The organism is Flavobacterium phragmitis (assembly GCF_900112575.1).
Taxonomy (GTDB): domain Bacteria; phylum Bacteroidota; class Bacteroidia; order Flavobacteriales; family Flavobacteriaceae; genus Flavobacterium; species Flavobacterium phragmitis.
Genome location: NZ_FOMH01000001.1, coordinates 404,239 through 423,605, shown reverse-complemented (window position 1 = coordinate 423,605; position 19,367 = coordinate 404,239). Strand labels below are relative to the sequence as shown.

The following is a 19,367-nucleotide window of genomic DNA, read 5'->3' as shown; positions in this document are numbered from 1 at the left end:
ACAAAATATTTAATCCTAAATAAATTCTTACAAATTTATTTAGGATTTTATAATTTTTAATAAAAGCTTTATATTGAATTAAGCTGTCGTTCTAATTTTAGAAACCATAAAGGCAATCAGCACTCCAAAAATTCCGATAAAGGCAAAAGAGAACTGCAATCCAAAACTTTGAGCGATATGTCCAATTACTGGCGGCCCCATTAAGAAACCAAGGAAACTCACACTCGAAACAATCGTTAAAGCTTCTCCAGGCGGAACTGTTGGATTTTTACCTGCAATACTATAAACAGTAGGAACTATAGTTGCAACACCCAAACCAACAAACATAAAAGCAATGGTACAAGGAACAATATAAGGAAGAAAAACAGCTGTAAAAAGTCCGGCTGAAATCATAACACCGCTAATCTGCATAACACGTTCACGGCCAAATTTATTGATTAATCCGTCTCCAAGGAATCTTCCGCTGGCCATCATAATCATAAAAGAAGTATAACCTAAAACCACCAAAGGTCCTGGCGCTTTTACAATATCTTTAAAATAAACACCGCTCCAATCGAACATTACACCTTCACTCGCCATACTACAGAATCCGATAACGCCCAACCAAAGCAAAGCCGAATCGGGTTTTACAAATAGTTTTTTTCCTTCTTCTTTCACTTTCTTTTTTTCTTTGGCCCTAACCAAAAATTTGAAGTTAAAAGCGACCATCAGCAAAACAATTCCTCCTACAATTAAGAAATGATGCAAAGGGTTTAATTTTAAAGCCAGCATTCCTAAACCTACCAATGCACCCGTGAATCCTGCAAAACTCCACATTCCGTGAAACGATGACATGATTGTTTTTTTGAATAAAACTTCGGTATAAACGCCTTGTGTGTTTACAGCAATATTGGCTAGATTTCCGAATAATCCAAACAAAAATAATCCGAGAGATAACTGCAATGCCGTTGTTGCCAATCCTAAATTAATAAGACAGAAAACATACATTATAAGGGAGAAAATCAAAATGCGATGGCTTCCAAACTTCGTTACCATTTTTCCTGAAAATGGCATAATTGTCAACTGCCCAACCGGAAGCGCAAAAAGGATAGAACCTAAATCACCTTCGGTTAAATGTAAGGCAGTTTTAATATCTGGAATCCTACTCGCCCAAGTAGCAAAACTTAATCCCATTCCGAAATAAAACATCCCAACGGCAAATCGAATTCGGTTTAAATAAGAAGCTTTTGCTTCTCTAAATACCTTCTTGATTTTCCCTTTGGTTTGAAAAAGCGCTAATGGATTGAAGTTTATCAGCATATTGAATTTTTATTGGATATTGTCAAAAATACTAAAAACGTCTGGCAAAGTGCATAGAACGTAGGGTTATGCACAATTTACAACGTTATTGTTTATAAATTCGAAGGTTATTGATTGAATTCTTCTTATTAAAATTACAATTTTTCGGGTTTAGTCGAATTATAATTTGTTTCATTTTTTAATTTGAAACAAAAAAATGAAGTCGCATCAAAAAGAAATCATCTTTGATGAGATGTAATATTTAAAAAAAATATTAGCAAAACCCCAGCGGAGTAAAATATTTATAGAAATTCAATATACCTAATTAAAAAAGCTCCAGCGGAGCGACATACATTTCAGATTATAAAAACATGTCGCTCCGCTGGAGCTGTATTTTGTAAGGATTAATTCTCTGCTATAAATATTGCGCTTCTCCGAAGCTTACAAAAAAAAAGCAATCCTTTATTTATGATATACTAATTACTTTTTGCTGTGCATTACTTGCAATTGCAGCTTCTATAATCTGCATTACTTTTACGCCTTCATCTGCGGTAACAGGTTCTGGTTTATTGTTGGCAATAGAATCGTAAACACCGTCAAAGAAACTGAAATAATTTCCTTGAAGTGTTGGGACTTTTTCTCTCACAATTTTACCATCTATTTCAGTATGTAAAAGTCCCTGTAAACTTTCATCTTCTGTTCCCCAAGAATCTAAATTTGGCTTTTTACCCACTTTCAAATCGTCTTCCTGTACGTCTCCGCGAGGTTTTAAAAACGATCCTTTTTTTCCATGAAGCGTATACGCCGGATTGGCTTCTCTTACAAAAAAACCTGCTTTAATTCTCACTCTGAAATTAGAATAGAATAATGTCAAATCGATCCAATCATCAACTACAGAGTTTTCTCTCGTTACACGAATATCTCCAAATACCGATTTCGGACAACCAAATAAACTCACTGCCTGATCGATGATATGCGGGCCTAAATCTTTCAGAACTCCAGCACCATCATTCGCTGTTTCTTTATGCGCTTTCGGACTCAACAACGGATTGTATCTGTCAAAATGAAATTCAGCTTCCACTAAATCTCCTAAAACACCATCGGCGATAATCTTTTTTACGGTTTTGAAATCACTGTCCCATCTTCTGTTTTGAAAAACGGCTAATTTCAATCCTTTGTCTTTTGCAATTTTTGCCAATTCTTTTGCTTCCGCAACCGTTGTGGTAAAAGCTTTTTCTACAACAGCATGTTTTCCTGCTAAGAGTACTTTTTTGGCATATTCATAATGTGTTCCTACTGGCGTGTTCACAATTACCAAATCGACATCGTCTGCCAAAAGTTCGTCCAGAGTGGCATAACTTTTTACGTATGGATAATCATCCTGAATTAATTTTTTACTTCTTTCCCAAGAACCTAATAATTCAAATCCTTGGTGAATATCTAAAAACGGAGCGTGAAAAACTTTCCCCGACATTCCGTACGATAATAATGCTGTTTTTAATTTTTGCATGTTGTTATGTTTTTTTTCAGCCACAGATTAATGTGATTAAAAAGGATTTCTTTTTGCCACTAATTGCACGAATTTACACAAATCGTTGCGCCTTAAAACTTAAATAATTCGTGAAAATTTGTGTGATTCGTGGCGGAAAAAAATAAAAAATCATTTTAATATGTGCAATCTGTGGCTTATAAAATATTAAATTTTAGCTCTTTCGTATTGTTTTGGCCATTGAATATCGCTTTCTAATTCTTTTGCAAAATCCAAAGGCAGATTCGGATTTCTTAATGATTCTCTGGCGAATAAAATCAAATCGGCCTGACCGTTATTTAAGATTTCTTCGGCTTGTTTCGCTTCTGTAATTAAACCAACTGCTCCTGTTGCGATATTGGCTTCTTTCTTTACTTTTTCAGCAAAAGGAACTTGGTATCCTGGCCCAAGTGTAATTTTTTGATGCGAAACCAATCCGCCTGACGAAACATCAATTAAATCTACTCCTTTTTCTTTTAATATTTTAGAAAGTATTACAGATTCTTCTGGATTCCATCCGCCTTCTGCCCAGTCTGTTGCTGAGATTCTAACAATCAAAGGTAAATTAGAAGGCCATTCGGTTTGAACGGCTTCTACAATTTCTAATGTAAAACGAATTCGGTTTTCAAAACTTCCGCCGTATTCATCTGTTCTTACATTCGTTAAAGGCGATAAAAATTGGTGTAATAAATAACCGTGCGCGGCATGAATTTCTAAAACCTGATAACCCGCTTCAACTACTCTTTTGGTTGCTGATTTGAAATCGGAAATAACTTTTTCAATTCCGTTTTTATCTAAAGCTTCGGGAAGAAAAGGTTCGTTGTCGTGATACGGAATCGCACTTGGGGCAACCGTCTGCCATCCGCCTTGAGCGAAATCTAATTTTTTATTGCCCAGCCAAGGAGCCGAAACACTGGCTTTTCGTCCAGCATGCGCCAATTGAATTCCGGGAATCGAATTTTGAGAGACAATAAACTGATTGATTTCTCTTAGTTTTTCGATATGTTCATCTTTCCAGATTCCAAGATCAGAAGGCGAAATTCTGGCTTCAGGAGAAACGGCAGTTGCTTCCTGAATAATCAAACCCGCACCACCACTGGCACGACTTCCTAAATGAACCAAATGCCAATTGTTTGCAAAACCGTCTTCGGCAGAATATTGACACATGGGCGAAATGACAATTCTATTTTTTAGGGTAATGTTTTTTATCGTTAAAGGAGAAAATAATTGTGAAGCCATAATTGTAACTTTTACTGAATTTGTAATACCTATTAAATAAGGTAAATGTTTAAAAAGTAAAGTTACGGCATCTTGTTAAAACGAGATATTGAAATGTTTATTAATTAACAAACATTTAAAATCTTAAACATTATCTTGCGGTCTTAAATTAAATTATAAAACGCTACTTTTGTGCGTTAAATACGAACTAAAAATAAAAAATGGATATAGTTATCAAACTCTCTCAATTTCTATTGAGTTTATCTTTACTTATTATTCTTCATGAATTAGGGCATTTTATCCCTGCTAAATTGTTTAAAACAAGAGTCGAAAAATTTTATTTGTTTTTTGATGTTAAATATTCACTTTTCAAAAAGAAAATCGGAGAAACAGAATATGGTATCGGATGGCTTCCGCTTGGGGGTTATGTGAAAATTTCTGGAATGATTGACGAAAGTATGGACAAAGAGCAGATGGCTCAAGAACCACAGCCATGGGAATTTCGTACTAAACCAGCTTGGCAGCGTTTAATTATTATGCTTGGCGGTGTTACGGTAAACTTTATTCTGGCTTTTATTATTTATATAGGAATGGCTTTCGCTTACGGCGATACTTATATTGCTAATGCTGATTTGAAAGATGGTGTGGCTATCGAAAATCCTGCTATGATTAAAGCTGGTTTTAAAACAGGTGACAAAATTATTTCGATTGATGGAAAAACAGTAGAGAATTTTGACAAAGACATGAACATAAATATCATTATGGCAAAACATGTTTTAATTGAAAGAGACGGAAAACAACAAACGCTTACAATGCCTACCGATTTCATTGATCAACTTTCCAAAACAGAAAAAGGACTTCTTGTTGGAATTCGTAGACCTTTTGCAATTAGTCAGGTTTCTGAAGATTCTCCAAATCAAAATTTAAAACCAAAAGATTTGATTCTTTCTCTTAACGGACAAAAAATTAAATATTTTGATGAAGCTAAGGCTGTTTTAGATGTAAACAAAGGAAAACAAATTTCTGCTGTTGTTTTACGTGACTTAAAAGAAACTCCAATTACTTTAAAGGTTACTAATGACGGTAAATTGGGTGTTGTTTCTGGTGGTTTAGATATGAAATCATTGGAAAAACTAGGTTATTACAAAATCAGTAAAAAAGAATATGGTTTCTTTGAATCTATTCCGGTTGGTCTTGAAAAAGGAAAAGATCAGTTAGTAGGTTACGGAAAACAATTGAAAATGATTTTTAATCCGGAAACTAAAGCGTACAAACAAGTAGGTGGTTTTGCGGCTATTTACAACATTTTTCCAAGTTCTTGGAGTTGGGAAGTTTTCTGGTCCATCACTGCTTTATTGTCAATTATGCTTGGAGTTATGAATTTATTGCCAATTCCTGCTCTTGATGGTGGTCATGTGATGTTTTTATTATATGAAATAATTAGTGGCAAAAAACCGAGCGATAAATTCCTAGAGAATGCGCAAATGGTTGGTTTTGTTTTACTTATTTCACTGTTACTATTTGCTAACGGAAACGACATTTACAAAGCCATTGTAGGCAAGTAAAAAAAAGTCAAAAAAAGAGTGAAAATGTTTTTGAGAAACTAAAAATAGTTTTATATTTGCACTCGCTAAAAAGAGCAATACTTTCCTCCTTAGCTCAGTTGGTTAGAGCATCTGACTGTTAATCAGAGGGTCCTTGGTTCGAGCCCAAGAGGGGGAGCAACTTTTTTTAGCAAACATACAAACCTTTTAAGGTGATTCCTCCTTAGCTCAGTTGGTTAGAGCATCTGACTGTTAATCAGAGGGTCCTTGGTTCGAGCCCAAGAGGGGGAGCAAAAAAGACTATCAGAAATGATAGTCTTTTTTTTTACAATCTTGTCATTTCGACTGAAAAGAGAAATCACACAAGAAACTCTACAAAGCATATCTATAATTCGTGTCGATTTCCGTATGCAATTTCTCCCTTCTGCTAAAATGACAAAACTGTACGTTTATTTAAATTATAATATTCAATCACAACCATCGTTTCAAATACTGTGATGCATACGTATTATGCTTATGATTGTGTTCCCGTGGTTGAAACCACGGGCTATACTTTATAAACTTTGCGCCCTTTGCGCTTTTCTTTTGTGCCTTTGCTGTTAAAAAACTCCACAAAGCGTATTACCAATCTGTGTCGATTTACGTGTGTGATTTCTCCTTTGAGTCAAAATGACAAAACTATATCTTTAAAATAAAAAAGCTTTATGTCTTTGTGTCTTTGCGGCTAAAACCTCTTACTTCACCACCAAAGTCTCACTCTTAAACCTTTTCATCAAAAGATCTGATTTTTCCAGTTGATTGATTGCTTTTAAAGACTGAGCATATCTGTAGTAATAAATAACATCTGGATCTTTGACCAAAATAAACAACTGTTCATAATAACCGGCTGCAGTATTGAAGTTTCCTTCAAAGTAAAGTCGGTCTGCTACTTTTTGGAGCATTTCTGGGGTTTTATAGCCTTTTTCCAGAACTTTTTGATAGGTATTGGTTACATCTACTTTTACATAGTTTTCAGGTACTTCAGGTGCCTGAACGGCAACTTTAACCGGCTCTGGAGAAACAGCAACGTTTTCTGCAGAAGTTTCGGGATGCGTTAAACTTGCTGTTCCTTTTTGTTTTTTCTTGACATATCTCGGAATCACAGTTCTGGTGTTGTTTGGTCCTAAATCGTTGGTGTAAACCATATCCAGCTTTGTCACTTCGTAGGTTGTGATTCTACCGCCAAAAAGTTTGTTGATTCTTTCCTCCACATAATATGATTTAATTACATAATCGCTGTTGGACGCCAGATTATCTGTCAATATTATCGTTTTTCCTTTAACCGAAGAAGCAGGCGCATTGTCTTTAAGTTGACCAAAACAGTTAAGAGAAATAAGTATTAGGAATGCGCTTAGAAACGCCACGAGCTTTTTCATAGATAATGCAATAAAATTAACGTTTTGTCTTAAAATTTTATTAAATATATCTAATTCAGCGAGTTACACCTTTAAAATCTCTGTAAAAAACCCGAAAAACCGTTTAAATGCTATTTTTACTTTAAGGCTTCCTGATTAGGGAAAAAGCTTCCTTTGTTTACTTCTATGAAAATGGTTCTAAAGTTTTTCACGAACTTTTTTACTGATTTATGATGTTGTTTTCTGTTTTCATAGTACTTGTTTTAATTGTACGAAAAGTTCTATTTTTGTTCCGGCGAATTACACAATAGATTCTTTTGTATCAAAACGCAATAACCCTATATCATACAAAAGCGATTTGTATTTTACAGCACAAATAAATTTTTCAGGAATTTTAAATATCTTTGAAGTATGAGCACACTTACAAAACCAAACCATATTGGGCGAAAAATAAGCCGTATTCGTGAACTTCGCGATATGAAGCAGGAAGCTTTGGCGCAGGCTTTAGGCACCAACCAGCAAGCTATTTCTGCTATTGAAAACAGCGAAACCATAGACGAAGAAAAACTTAAGGCTATTGCCGAAGCTCTTGGAGTGTCTGTAGAAGGAATTAAGAATTTTTCTGAAGAAGCAATTCTAAACAATATCCAAAACAATTACGAAGGCTCTGTTGTTCATAGTGGTCCAACTGTAAACCACAATTGCTCATTTAATCCTCTTGATAAAGTTGTGGAACTTTATGAGCGTTTGGTTCAGGCTGAAAAGGATAAAGTGGAGTATTTGGAGAGGTTGATGAAGGAGAAGTAGGGAATTCTCATTTTTGAAAAAATAAATAATTAAAAAGAGGCTCTATTAAAAGCCTCTTTTTTTATTCACAAAACATCAAAATATTCCCTTAACATACTTAACCAGCTTTTTCCACCAAGGAATCAACTTTTCAGATTCGTTTTTTGAAACAAATTCTTTTTCTCGATTATCATTTTCAAGAATCTGTTTTTCATAAAATCTCGCTTTAAGTTTCTTATCTTGACCTCTATTATACTCAATTTCTTCCTTATCCCATTTTGGAGAATGTATAATTTTATTTCTAATAATCCAATAATGAGATTGGCATTCAAAACCCCAATTACCAATTGAAGGATTCAAAGAAACAGATTCACCATCGTAATTGATATCCCAATCTGTAGGCGAAAATGGAGTCACAACTTCATTACCACAACCACAAACACATTTATGAATAGCTGTTCCATACTCCATAGAAATATACAACACACAATCTTCAAGTACATCAGGAATTGATGTAACGAATTTATATTTGATAGTCTCCATTAGTCAATTCAGCTACATTTATAGAATAAGTGCTATGAAATTCCTCAACAAGATCTTGATAAAATCCCGATATTTTTTTCCATTTTATAACTGCTAAAATCGCATTTAAAGCATTTAAATCTGCAATTTGTATATTAGTAACGTACTCATTTACAACTGCCTCTTCAAAAGGAATTCTTTTTAGCAAATGATCATTTTTACCAGCCGTACCGACAGTCGTTCTAACAATCCCAATTAACTTATCATCAACTAATTGCACACCTAAACCAACATCAATAAAAGAGATTTTTAATTTAGTCAATTCTTTTACTATTAGTTTTTTAGCAGAATTATTATCAATACAAATAAACACAAAGGACATTTCTTCCAAGAGATGAATATTATCCCTTGTAACATACTCAATGTGCGGAACAATTCCTTTGTGCATTTTTGAATATATTTCACTAAAGTAAACCGCTTTTTTCTTCATGTCATTAAGCTCATCTAACGAAGGTGCACCGGGTGAACGAAAGGCATTATGCTGAGAAAAATCATCAGCATCAAAAAGATGGATTTCGTCAACATGGTTTTTAGCAACTTGATCCAAAATATATGATCCTGTTCCTCCTAATCCTATTATAGCAATCTTTTGACCTCCAAACTTCTCATTTAGTTTCATGATATTAGCTCTACTAGAATTAGTGTCAAAATAATTAAAAACACTTGTAGTCTGATTACCAACAAAAGGCTTAAAAGTAGTTGCAGTCACTGAAGAATCTAACGATTTTGCTGGAACAGAAATTATCTGAACATATTTCGTAAACTTTTCATAGTAGTCATCATAGTTACCCTTGGAAGGCTTACTCGAAAACAAATGATTACCCACAATCCCTTCCAAAAGCATTTGGTTTGGACTACTATTAAGAATTTCATCCATTCGTTTACCATCTTTATGACACGGCACCTCACCCATAAAAAACATCGTATGATCAGGCGGTCTTGAAGTTTGAAATTCTGAAGCAAGATTTAAGGGACAAATTAAAACCCCAAACCCTATCTCTTTTTTTTCATTCACATAAGGTATGTGGTGGGCACATACGTACCCACCATTTATTTCTAATTCATACCCCTCATCTCTGAGTTTTTTTAAGTCTAAACTAAGATTTATCTGTGGCTGTAGCATTGAAAATCATTTTATTGGTTACATACACATAATCTCCTTTTGCCATTTCTCCTTTTGGATTTTGCTTCGGCCCTTTAAAATAGGTCACTGTATAAGCTTTATTTCCATCATTTGAATTTCCGCCAGCTAATGCAACAACTTCTTCAAAAGTTATTGTTCTTTTCTCCCAAGACTTATCTCTTCCGTTAACTATAATAATGAAAATATCCGGCTTCTTTGAAAAGAAATTCTCCTTACCCGGTCTTGCCAAATCAATAATTTCATCATCAGTTATAAAATCATCTTCATAACCTTCTGGTAAATCCAAATACAAATCATCATTTGGATTAATTTTCCCAAGTTCTCTTACCTGTATACCTCTTATAAACTGTTTATACCAAACAAAAGGCTCTTTGTTAATTGTGAAATGCAATTTCTTCTTAACAAAAAAATATTCCTTATCAGGTCTTGCAAGATTTACAGATTTATCATTTTCTATAAGCTCATCGTCGTATGGTTTTGCAATAGAAAGATATAGTTCAGTTTCTAGAGGAATACCTTTTAATTGTTTTAATTCAGCTCCTGTTTTATATTGATCGAATGTTTCGAATTTTTCCCCTTCTATTATAAATTCAAGAGGTTGCTTTGATTTTGGAGCATCTGCTCCTCTATTATTTTCCATGTCTATATGGTTTTAAATTTTTAAAATAAGAATATTAGACCGCTTATCATTTCAGCGATAATGATTTAAAAATCAGTAATCTAAACAATTGTAATTGCTATTCTATTTTTTTAAATTATACAAAACAGGAAAAACACAATATTAAGATGTATTTCGTCGAAATTAACTTAAAAAACTTGTATAATATTTTTGAAGAAGTTACTTTTGAATTGTCACATAGAAAAATAACTTCAGAAGCTTAGCAGACTACTGTTCACTTCAAAAAGATTTTACAAGTCAGGCGATTTTCTCCTGGCTTTTTTTATTTAATCAAACTATTAAAAATGTTATCAAATTTGTAAACTTTATTTTTCATAATACAATTATTTTTATTCATTTTTATGTTATGATTCAAATACATTCAAAGGTAAATAAAATAAACACAAACATCAATTCAGTCTTTTCAACAATCAGAACAAGTTATTAACAAAAAATATTGTATTATTGCGTTTTATTATTATCTTTATATATACATAACAACAACCTTACAATCATTTATTTATGGCAGAACAAATTCTACATCCTGGCGTATTTTTAAGCAATATGCTGGATAAAAAGGGTTTGAGTCAAAGAGAATTAGCTTCAAGACTTGATATTGCTCATTCTTTACTTAGCAATATATTAAATGGCAATAGACCTATAAATATGAAACTTGCTATGTCTCTTGAAGCTATTGATTTTGATAAAGCTAATTTTTGGCTCACAAAACAAATGGAATACGAGCTCAATCTTGCTAAAAATGATAAAGAAATTATTAAAAAGCAAGAAATTATTAAAACATGGAATCAAATAGAAAATTTAATTCCCATTTCTTATTTTAAAAAATTTAATATCTTAAAAACTGATTTTGAAGAAAATATTAATTTGATTTTCAAAATGTATGGCGCGTCAGATTTAAATACGTTAGAAAACAATATAAACAGTTATTCTTTTAATAATTATAGAAAATCATCTAAGTTTAAAGAAAACAAGAATAATGTCATTGCTTGGTCTCATCTTGCAGAATTTAAGGCAAAACTTGAAAGAGTTAATGAATTTGATCCTACAAAAGAAAATGAATTAGTTGAGGAGCTAAGAAAGTGTTTTTATAAAAACAATGACACTATATCAAAAACCAAATCTATATTAAAAAAGTACGGAATAAAATTTTTGACATTAGACAGACCTTCACAGACACCAGTAGATGGAAAATCCTTTATTTCTGGAGATAATCCTGCGATTGCTTTAAGTTTAAAATATAGTAGATTAGACAATTTCGCTTATAATGTAATGCATGAGCTCGGTCACGTATACAGACATTTAACAAATGAAAAGTATAAAAATGTGAATTTTTTCACTAATGCGCCTAATATAGAAAAAGAGGAATTTGAAGCGGATGAATTTGCTAGAAACAATTTAATTGATCAGGATGATTGGTACGAGTTTATCTTAACTCATGACGAATTCGATGACGATTCAATTTTAAAATTTTCTAAAAAAGTTAAAGTGCATCCAGGTATAATAAGAGGAAGAGTTTGTTTTGAAAATCCAGAATATTATCGCAAAAGAACTATTATTACAGCTTTAAACACATTAGAATAAATTTCCCTTAAAAAAAAAGCGCCGCAATCCAAAGATTACGGCGCTTTCCTATTTTCTTTAAAACTCTAAGTCTAATTAAACCCCTAATTTCTTAGCAAGTTCACCAGGAATTCCTCCTTTGTTTACTAGTAATGCAGTAGTTTTATATTTTACGAAGTTCTTAGTTACAAACAAGAAACCTTTGTAGTCGTTTGTTTCTCCCCAAGAATTTTTTACGATATAGTATTCTTTTCCAGTTTGGTCTTTTGCTAAACCAATAATGTGCATTCCGTGGTCGTCTGTTGTAGTGTAGTTATCAAACGCAGCCTGACGCATTTCTGGAGTAATTTCTGGTTCTGCTTTTGGTCCATTAAATAAGTCTGCTTTTTCTTCAGCAGTCATATCGTCGAATTTTTTAGTTGCTACATAAGCCACACCATTTTTCCAGCTGAACGTTTTTTCGCTAACATCTGTTGCCCAAGCTACAGTGTATCCTTTTTTAAGTGCATTGTCGATAACATCTGTCATATCGTTCAATTTTACGTTGTAAACTTGATCCAATGACCAGTTGTCTGGCACCATCATCGTTGTTTTTTGGTAGTATGGTGTGTTTGTGAAAGATGATAATTCTACGTATTCATCTGGGTTAATTCCCACTACTTCTTTAGCAAAAGATTGCGGTGTATAGTTTTTTCCTTTGTAAGTAAAGTTATCCGGCACTTTTCCTAAGTAAGAATCAATAACAGCAGCATAAGCTTTTTGCCAGTTTGGTGTCAATTCTCCGTTAGGATTTTTAACTACTGCAGCCAAAACACCTTCAATAAGCGCAGCCATTTCAGCAAATTTATTTTTATCCGTTCCGTAATTCAATCCAGTGTAAACTTCTCTTGGTACAGTTCCGTATTTTTTATACATGTTAATTACATCATGCAAAGCACCTCCGTCTCCAAGTGTAATTGCACCGTGCATACGAACATAGTTAATTCCTTTTTCTACATACACATTTCTTGCTGAATAAATTTGAGACAACTCAACAGGCTGTTTTCCTAAACGAATCATTTCTGACTCTAAGAATGAGTTTGTTGAGTAGCTCCAGCAAGTTCCAGACGACCCTTGAGATTTTACTGATGTTGTTCCTAAGTTAATTACTTCTGTAAATTTGAAGTTCTCTTTACTTTTGTCGCTAGCGTTTAGTTTTAGTGAATTTACTAACACGTCTTGCGCAAAACAGCCTGCTGTTCCAGCTAAAAATACTGATGCCGCAAACACTGATTTGAATGAAAATGTATTCATAATTTATGTTTAAGATTTAACAAAATTAGTCTCTAATGTTTCTAATTTGTTACAAAACAATTAATTTTTTTGTAATTTATTGCTATTCTGCGGTTAATTTTTTCACAATCTTTTTATTTTGATGTATAAGATTACAAATTATGCAAAACTTTCAATCACTTGTAATTAAAGTTTGGATCTAAACAAATATGAAGTAATTTGGTTGCAGCAATTCCGAAAAGCAAACCCGAATGTACGAACTGGAAAAAGAGAAATATCTAGGCAGCACCAAAAACATTTTCAATACTAATGAGGGAATTGCTATTGTAGAAACAGAATATCAGAATACCGTTTACGAAGGTTGGCATTCTCATAATAATGCACATATAACCCTTTTCTTAAAAGGAGGCACAACAGAAAAACGAAAAAATTTCAGCGAAACTGTTGGTTCTGGTTCTTTATTGTTTTATCACAGTGACGAACTGCATTTGAACCAAAATACTCTTTTTCCTTCCCGAAATATTAATATCGAAATTGAAGACAATTTATTAAAAGAGCTTCAAATTAATGAAGCAATAATAGAGAAATCAATTCAAAACAGCACTGTTACTAAATTTTTAATTCTAAAGATTTTTAAAGAAACTCAGAATGCTGATACTTTTTCGAACGATAGTATCAAAATGTTGTTTTCGCAGCTTTCCCAAGCTTCTAATTATTTGGATAAATATGAAAAAAGTCCTTTTTGGGTAAAAAGTCTACATGAATTATTAAACGACAGTTGGAACGAAACGCCAAACCTACAGGATTTAGCAAAGGTTTTAAATTTAAATCCCATTACAATCTCCAAACATTTCCCTAAATATTTTGGCTGTACTTTGGGAGAATATATGCGCCGAATCAAAATTAATCGTGCGCTTCCGCTAATACAATCCAACGAAGCGAATCTAACGGAAATTAGTTTTCAATGCGGTTTTGCCGATCAAAGTCATTTTATCCGAACTTTTAAAAACCAGACTGGATTTTTACCTAAACAATTTCAAAAATTATAAAGAAGGCAAATTTCATTCTATTTTTTGATTTTGATGCGGGCTACTTTTGCTTCATCATAAATCATTAAACTAAACCAAATGGAAACGCTTACCTTAAAACAAAAAACATTTAATTCTCCTATAACCAAAATTATCCTTGCTCTGCTTACTTTTATGGCAGTCGTTATTATCGGACAGCAGATTGCTGTAAAATTGCTGGATTTAACTCCTCTGGAAAAAGATTACCGAAATCTTTTAAAAGGACTTTTCGTTTCGGTATCATGTATTTTGAGTTATATTCTCTTCTTTAAAAAATATGATAAAAGAGATATAACAGAATTTGCTGCAAAAGGATTTTTTAGCAATGTTACCATCGGAATTGCAATTGGTTTTGTCTTGCAGACGCTTACTATTTTAGTAATTTACCTTAACGGAAATTACAGCGTTATTGCAGTAAATCCAATTAGGTTAATCCTGATTCCATTTGCACTAATGTTTACCGTTGCTATTATTGAAGAAGTTTTGGTACGAGGAATTGTGTTCCGAATTATCGAAGAAAAATTGGGAAGTTATATTTCCCTGATTATTTCTGCTCTTATTTTTGGAGGTTTACATTTAATAAATCCGCATAGTAATTTCCTTTCTTTATTGTGTATTACTATGGCAGGACTTTTATTTGGTGTGGCTTTTATGTACAGCCGTAACTTATGGCTACCAATCGCGATACATTTTGCGTGGAACTTTACCCAATCTGGTATTTTTGGAGCTATCACGTCTGGAAACGAAAAAACAAACAGTCTATTTGAAGCTAAAATACAAGGTCCAGAATTAATCACAGGAGGAGCTTTTGGTCCAGAAGGAAGCCTCCAAGCTGTTCTTTTTTGTACTGCTGCAACAATCTTATTACTAGTTTTATGTCATAAGAAACACAAAATCGTTGCGCCATACTGGAAAAGAAAATAATATTGATGCAACTCTGTAAGACTGAGACTGAAACTAAAAAACTACCTCATCCAATTACTTCCAAAAACGATATAGTACGCCCAATCTTCATTTCCTTTCGCCACATCGACTCCCATTCGGAGTTTAAATTTTCGGGCCATTAAATATCGAAAACCTGTTCCATAACTGTATACAACGGGTTTGGCAAAAGCCTTATCCCAATCGTCAAAAGCACTTGCCAATCCGCCAAAACCCATGATGCTCCATCTTTTGTAAACGTCCCATCTTAATTCGGCTTCGGTTACAATGCTGGTTTTACCTTGATAACGCGCTGCGGGGATTCCTCTCAGGTTAATTCCTGGCCTTAAATAAAAAGGCGGACTCCCAAACGCCTGCTCTCCTTCTACCCTTAGTCCGCCAATTAATGTTTTAGCTAATGGATGATATCCTATTGCCGATAAATTAACGCGCCAGGCATCGTAATCGCTTCCTATTGCGTTATCTGACCAAAAGAAATCAGATTGAATACGGATTCCTTTATCTGGTGTAAATATATTGTCCCTATTATCAAATTGAATTGCTCCTCCCAACTGACTTACCGTACTTTTTATATCGCCAGGTTTTACAAATGGTGGCGGTAAATTAAAATCGGGTAGGTTTATTTTAGAGTTTAAAAACATATACTGTGGTCCTGCGCTCCATTTTGCATTTTTAAATTGTTTGAGCCATTGTGTATAAAAAATCGTCGATCTAAAATTAAGCTTGAATTCCTGATCTGGCAGATTGGGTCTGTTGTTGGCGTAAAAGGACAAATTCACATCTCCATAACCCGCTGCAACTCGATACAATATTCTGGGTTTTATCAAAGTTGCCGAACGAAAAGCGCCAGCCATCCAGCTTTTGTTTCCTGTATACATTCCGATTCCACCAGTTATGTCCGGATTTATGAATCGTTTTTTGCCATCTTCATCAATTATCGGAGCATGTTTTTTTAGAAAAATTGGCACTAATGCTCCTCCAATATTTCCTAAAGCGGGTTCAGTAATAATAGTCGGGACCACAATAAAACCATGTGCATAAATGATATAATCGCTCAAATCGAAAGCACCGTCCAGAGAATCTTTTACACTGATATGATATTTTTGTGCATTTAAAGAATTAAATGACAATAGAACCAAAAGCGAGAATAAGATATTTGTTTTTGATCGTTTTCTGTTTTTCATAAGAATCTTTAATTACAATTAAAATTTACCTTATTCTAAAAACATTATTTTTTCTTGAGGCTGAAAACATGTGCCAAAGTGATGAAAAAAGTATTTCCCTGAAACCTATTTATTGCTCCAAACTCCGAAACCCATCGAAAACCTGCCTGTGTCATACAGCCAATATGAAGATAATTCACCTCAGCTCCTACAGCGCCTATATGATCTTTGTCTGGTTCTAGAACTAAAAAGCTTCCAACCGGAATTTTATCATCAGATACTTTATATTGGAAATAGTAAATTAATCCCGCGTTTAGAATTCCTTTTGGAGCCGTTTTTTCGGCATTCATGCAGTAAAATGTTTTTCCGAGACCTCCTTCAATACTTAAAATATCTCCGGTTTTGATATCGGTATCTTTCTTTTTACCGTTGATTTCATATGCCGCTAAAGCTGAAAAATGGAACGTTTTTTTATCATTAAAATACAAAGTGGTTCCTGCCGAAATTTCATTCATAAACATTCCCAATCCGCTATTATTGCTGCCTCCGTATTCATATTTTCCTGTTGGAATATACATTTGATAGCTAAAGACAAAATCGGCTTTTTTATGGTGCCATCCCAGTTGAATAGGCTGTACAAGCATATCTGTAAAAGCAAAATTACTTTTGGAATCGATATAACTTCCCTGAATTGTATTGGATGCAAAAGCCACTAAAACTGTTGCGCCATAATTGGCTCCAAGAATTTTAAAATCGGTTACAAAATTGGCTCCTACTCCTGTCAAAAACATATTAAGATCTGGATTTCCAATTTTATCACCATCTGGATTTCTCAGACAATTTGCGGTATAAATATAGCCTGGCACATATAAACTTAAAGTGTTTTCTGGCGCCTGAGTTCCTGACTGCAACCCAGAAGACCCTAGAATATGTCCGCCTTTTAATTGTGCATTGCTGTAAAATGAAATCATTGCAAAAATTGTCATTAAGAAAAGGTGCAATGTTTTTCCTGAAATAGTATTTTTTGCTTTCATGCTGAAATGTTTTAAAATGAATTAAGACTTTACAACTGCGGCTAATAGATGGAAATTTTATGGAGGAGAAGTTTTACTTGAAATAGTAAGTGCTTGTAGTAGTGCGTTCTGGATTTATTCTGATGGTTTTAAAGTATTCTGAAGGAGATTTTCCGGTATGTTTTATAAAGGCTCTAAAACAGGTTGTGCGAGATTTAAAACCAGATCCCCAAGCCATTCCTTCTAAGGACAAATCTTTCCATTCTGGATCGTTTATTTTTTCCTTGAAATACTCTATTCTTTTAAGGTTAACATAATCCTGAAAATGAAGTCCAAATTCTGAATTAATTAAATTGGATAAAAGATGAACCGAAATTCCTGTTTCATCAGATAAGTCCCGAATTACAAAGTCTTTCTTTAAAAACAGCTTTTGGGCATTTAAAACATAATCCAATTTGAGCAGATAATCTTCTTTTTTATCAGTAGTTAGCTCGTGTGGAATCGGCAGATTGGTTTTAATTTCTTTAGATTTTACAAGAAGTGTATTATCACTTACAAAATCAAATGTCTCTTCTTCATCATGAAAAATCTGAGGCCTGAAATACAGCCAGCCGACTGTAAAAAACAAAACAGTCGAAATTAGAAAATAGCATGAAATATCTACGACATCTATTCTTCTCAACAAAAAATGGTACACAAAAAGCGCCGAAAACAAGAACAAAATCATAAGATTATAAACTCGAATCCAATTGATTACTTTGCTTCTGTGAAATTGGTTTCCTTTGAACTTTTTCAAATCATAGTTTAAAATCAACATGGTTTGAAAAAACACATAAAATAGCCAAATCGTCAAAGTCAAGATTGAAAATGGATTTTTGATAATAGAGCCTACATAATCAACAGTTTCTGAATCGGTAAAACTTCCAATGTAAACAAAAAGGGTTAAAACGAAATAGATTCCAAAAGGTATAAAATGTACCCAATCGTATTTTTTGTTTTTGTTGTTTGGAGACAAAATGTTTCTAACATACAAGAAAGAGCAGGGCGCTGCTAAAAAAATAAACGATTTTGTAATGGTAAAGAGATCTGGGAACTGTTTAAACATATTTGCCGACAGATAAAAATTATAGATACTCACTACGGCAAGGCTCAATAAAAACATTCCTAAAAAGAAACTTTTAGAAAAATATTTTTTAGAAAAAAGAACCATAAGCGAAGTAGCAAGACCTGCAATCGTGGCAATAAAAAAGAATAGGGAAAGCAATATATCGATCATTTTTAAGCGGATTTGTCTGTTAATAGTTCTTAAAAAGAATTTCGAACGGGGGACTTGAATTTGGAAAACAAATGTGCTTAGCAACTGATTAGACCAAGCACATCTGTTTTTTTTATAAGTAAGACTTATTTTTTCTCTGTTCCAGGAGGAAAACCAGCCAGTATTTTTTTGATAGAACTTGCGATAAATTCTTCTGGATTGTCTGGTTTACTGTCGATTTCGGCATTTCCAATTCCTTGCCAAATCAGTTTTTGTGTTTTTGTAGATACAATATCAATTACCAGCGAACCATCTACATAATCATAAGTATTGAATGTTGTGTTGGCACCGCCCATCATGGCACCGCCTCCCCAATATCCGTAAGGGCGATACATACCCCCATACCCATAAAAATCAGTATTGGCACTCATTGAAGTTTTATTCTTTAAAATCGATACTGCATTTACTTTTAAATCTGGATTGTCAGATTCTGTAAATCCTTTGGCCAGCATTTCATTTCGAATCGCTTTTGTCACGCGATCCACATTTAATTGATTAACCTGACCTTCCTGAGCTTTTAAGTCATAAACCGCAAAGGTTCTGTACTCTCCAAAATTGGCGGCATGGTCATAATCTGTTGTAACTTTTACAGTTGGAGAGCAACTGTAAATTAAACCCATAAATAATAATGGGATGAGACGAAGATTTGTTCTTTTGATATTCATGTTGTGGTATTTAAATTAATAATTAAATCTGTTTAACTCGAATCTTATTAAAATCTAAAAATCATGAATGGAAGGAAAGGCGTATAATATCTTAAATAATTGCTTTTTTTTATAAGTGTTTGTAAAACAATTATTTAGCTCATTATCAAAGATAAATGATTTTATTCAATTAACACTATTAAATAAATAAAATCTTACTTCTATTTACATTCTTTTC

17 protein-coding genes and 2 tRNA genes are annotated in these 19,367 nt (G+C 33.4%); 7 read left to right on the top strand and 12 right to left on the bottom strand.

All coding sequences use genetic code 11. The annotated features are described in order from the left end of the window. Positions 1–78 precede the first annotated feature (78 nt). From BM289_RS01960 to namA, 3 genes are all read right to left on the bottom strand, one after another. A complete protein-coding gene (locus BM289_RS01960) occupies positions 79–1,299 on the bottom strand; it encodes an MFS transporter (RefSeq protein ID WP_091490445.1) in 1,221 nt (406 codons plus the stop codon). A gap of 445 nt (positions 1,300–1,744) precedes the next feature. Then, entirely contained in the window at positions 1,745–2,788 is a 1,044-nt protein-coding gene (locus BM289_RS01955; protein WP_091490705.1) for a Gfo/Idh/MocA family oxidoreductase, read from the bottom strand. A 186-nt stretch (positions 2,789–2,974) separates the two neighbouring features. Next, entirely contained in the window at positions 2,975–4,045 is a 1,071-nt protein-coding gene (gene namA / locus BM289_RS01950; RefSeq protein WP_091490444.1) for an NADPH dehydrogenase NamA, read from the bottom strand. A 200-nt stretch (positions 4,046–4,245) separates the two neighbouring features. Here namA and rseP point away from each other — a divergent pair, with 200 nt between their 5' ends. From rseP to BM289_RS01935, 3 genes are all read left to right on the top strand, one after another. Then, positions 4,246–5,589, top strand: coding sequence for an RIP metalloprotease RseP (gene rseP, locus BM289_RS01945; protein WP_091490442.1), 1,344 nt, complete (start codon positions 4,246–4,248; stop codon positions 5,587–5,589). 83 nt (positions 5,590–5,672) lie between these two features. After that, positions 5,673–5,746: transfer RNA gene (locus BM289_RS01940), tRNA-Asn, on the top strand. 39 nt (positions 5,747–5,785) lie between these two features. Beyond that, positions 5,786–5,859: transfer RNA gene (locus BM289_RS01935), tRNA-Asn, on the top strand. Between the two features lie 443 nt (positions 5,860–6,302). On the opposite strand, the gene BM289_RS01930 is transcribed toward BM289_RS01935, so the two are convergent. Next, a complete protein-coding gene (locus BM289_RS01930) occupies positions 6,303–6,983 on the bottom strand; it encodes a hypothetical protein (protein ID WP_091490441.1) in 681 nt (226 codons plus the stop codon). A 390-nt stretch (positions 6,984–7,373) separates the two neighbouring features. On the opposite strand from BM289_RS01930, the gene BM289_RS01925 reads away from it, so the two are divergent. After that, on the top strand, positions 7,374–7,769 hold the full coding sequence (locus tag BM289_RS01925; RefSeq protein ID WP_091490440.1) for a helix-turn-helix domain-containing protein: 396 nt from the start codon (positions 7,374–7,376) through the stop codon (positions 7,767–7,769). Between the two features lie 75 nt (positions 7,770–7,844). Here BM289_RS01925 and BM289_RS01920 read toward each other — a convergent pair whose 3' ends face one another. From BM289_RS01920 to BM289_RS01910, 3 genes are read right to left on the bottom strand one after another with little or no spacing between them, the layout of a single operon-like run. Next, the gene (locus BM289_RS01920; protein ID WP_091490438.1) at positions 7,845–8,291 is read right to left on the bottom strand and encodes a ubiquitination-like system serine protease family protein; all 447 of its coding nucleotides are present in this window, start codon (positions 8,289–8,291) and stop codon (positions 7,845–7,847) included. Then, the gene (locus BM289_RS01915; RefSeq protein ID WP_091490437.1) at positions 8,272–9,453 is read right to left on the bottom strand and encodes a ThiF family adenylyltransferase; all 1,182 of its coding nucleotides are present in this window, start codon (positions 9,451–9,453) and stop codon (positions 8,272–8,274) included. The genes BM289_RS01920 and BM289_RS01915 overlap by 20 nt, the downstream gene beginning before the upstream one ends. Continuing rightward, positions 9,428–10,114 (bottom strand): multiubiquitin domain-containing protein, encoded by a 687-nt coding sequence (locus BM289_RS01910; RefSeq protein WP_091490435.1) that lies wholly within the window; start codon positions 10,112–10,114, stop codon positions 9,428–9,430. Before BM289_RS01910 ends, BM289_RS01915 begins: the two co-directional genes overlap by 26 nt. Before the next feature lie 540 nt (positions 10,115–10,654). Between BM289_RS01910 and BM289_RS01905 the strand changes: the two genes are divergently transcribed. Next, positions 10,655–11,734 (top strand): HigA family addiction module antitoxin, encoded by a 1,080-nt coding sequence (locus BM289_RS01905; RefSeq protein WP_091490434.1) that lies wholly within the window; start codon positions 10,655–10,657, stop codon positions 11,732–11,734. Positions 11,735–11,809: 75 nt separating this feature from the next. Here the strand turns inward: BM289_RS01905 and BM289_RS01900 are convergent, their stop codons facing one another. After that, complete coding sequence (locus BM289_RS01900; RefSeq protein WP_091490432.1) at positions 11,810–13,006, bottom strand: C1 family peptidase; 1,197 nt, start codon at positions 13,004–13,006, stop codon at positions 11,810–11,812. Between the two features lie 230 nt (positions 13,007–13,236). Between BM289_RS01900 and BM289_RS01895 the strand changes: the two genes are divergently transcribed. Continuing rightward, positions 13,237–14,034 carry an AraC family transcriptional regulator gene (locus BM289_RS01895; RefSeq protein ID WP_091490431.1) on the top strand — a complete coding sequence of 266 codons (798 nt, stop codon included), beginning with the start codon at positions 13,237–13,239 and terminating at the stop codon, positions 14,032–14,034. Between the two features lie 78 nt (positions 14,035–14,112). Then, the gene (locus tag BM289_RS01890) at positions 14,113–14,976 is read left to right on the top strand and encodes a CPBP family intramembrane glutamic endopeptidase (RefSeq protein ID WP_091490429.1); all 864 of its coding nucleotides are present in this window, start codon (positions 14,113–14,115) and stop codon (positions 14,974–14,976) included. Between the two features lie 41 nt (positions 14,977–15,017). Here the strand turns inward: BM289_RS01890 and BM289_RS01885 are convergent, their stop codons facing one another. From BM289_RS01885 to BM289_RS01870, 4 genes are all read right to left on the bottom strand, one after another. After that, the gene (locus tag BM289_RS01885; protein WP_091490428.1) at positions 15,018–16,178 is read right to left on the bottom strand and encodes a BamA/TamA family outer membrane protein; all 1,161 of its coding nucleotides are present in this window, start codon (positions 16,176–16,178) and stop codon (positions 15,018–15,020) included. Between the two features lie 44 nt (positions 16,179–16,222). Further along, the gene (locus tag BM289_RS01880; RefSeq protein ID WP_091490426.1) at positions 16,223–17,191 is read right to left on the bottom strand and encodes a SphA family protein; all 969 of its coding nucleotides are present in this window, start codon (positions 17,189–17,191) and stop codon (positions 16,223–16,225) included. A 73-nt stretch (positions 17,192–17,264) separates the two neighbouring features. Continuing rightward, positions 17,265–18,446 (bottom strand): helix-turn-helix domain-containing protein, encoded by a 1,182-nt coding sequence (locus BM289_RS01875; RefSeq protein WP_091490425.1) that lies wholly within the window; start codon positions 18,444–18,446, stop codon positions 17,265–17,267. Positions 18,447–18,571: 125 nt separating this feature from the next. After that, positions 18,572–19,150 (bottom strand): DUF4136 domain-containing protein, encoded by a 579-nt coding sequence (locus tag BM289_RS01870; protein WP_091490423.1) that lies wholly within the window; start codon positions 19,148–19,150, stop codon positions 18,572–18,574. Between the last annotated feature and the right edge of the window lie 217 nt (positions 19,151–19,367).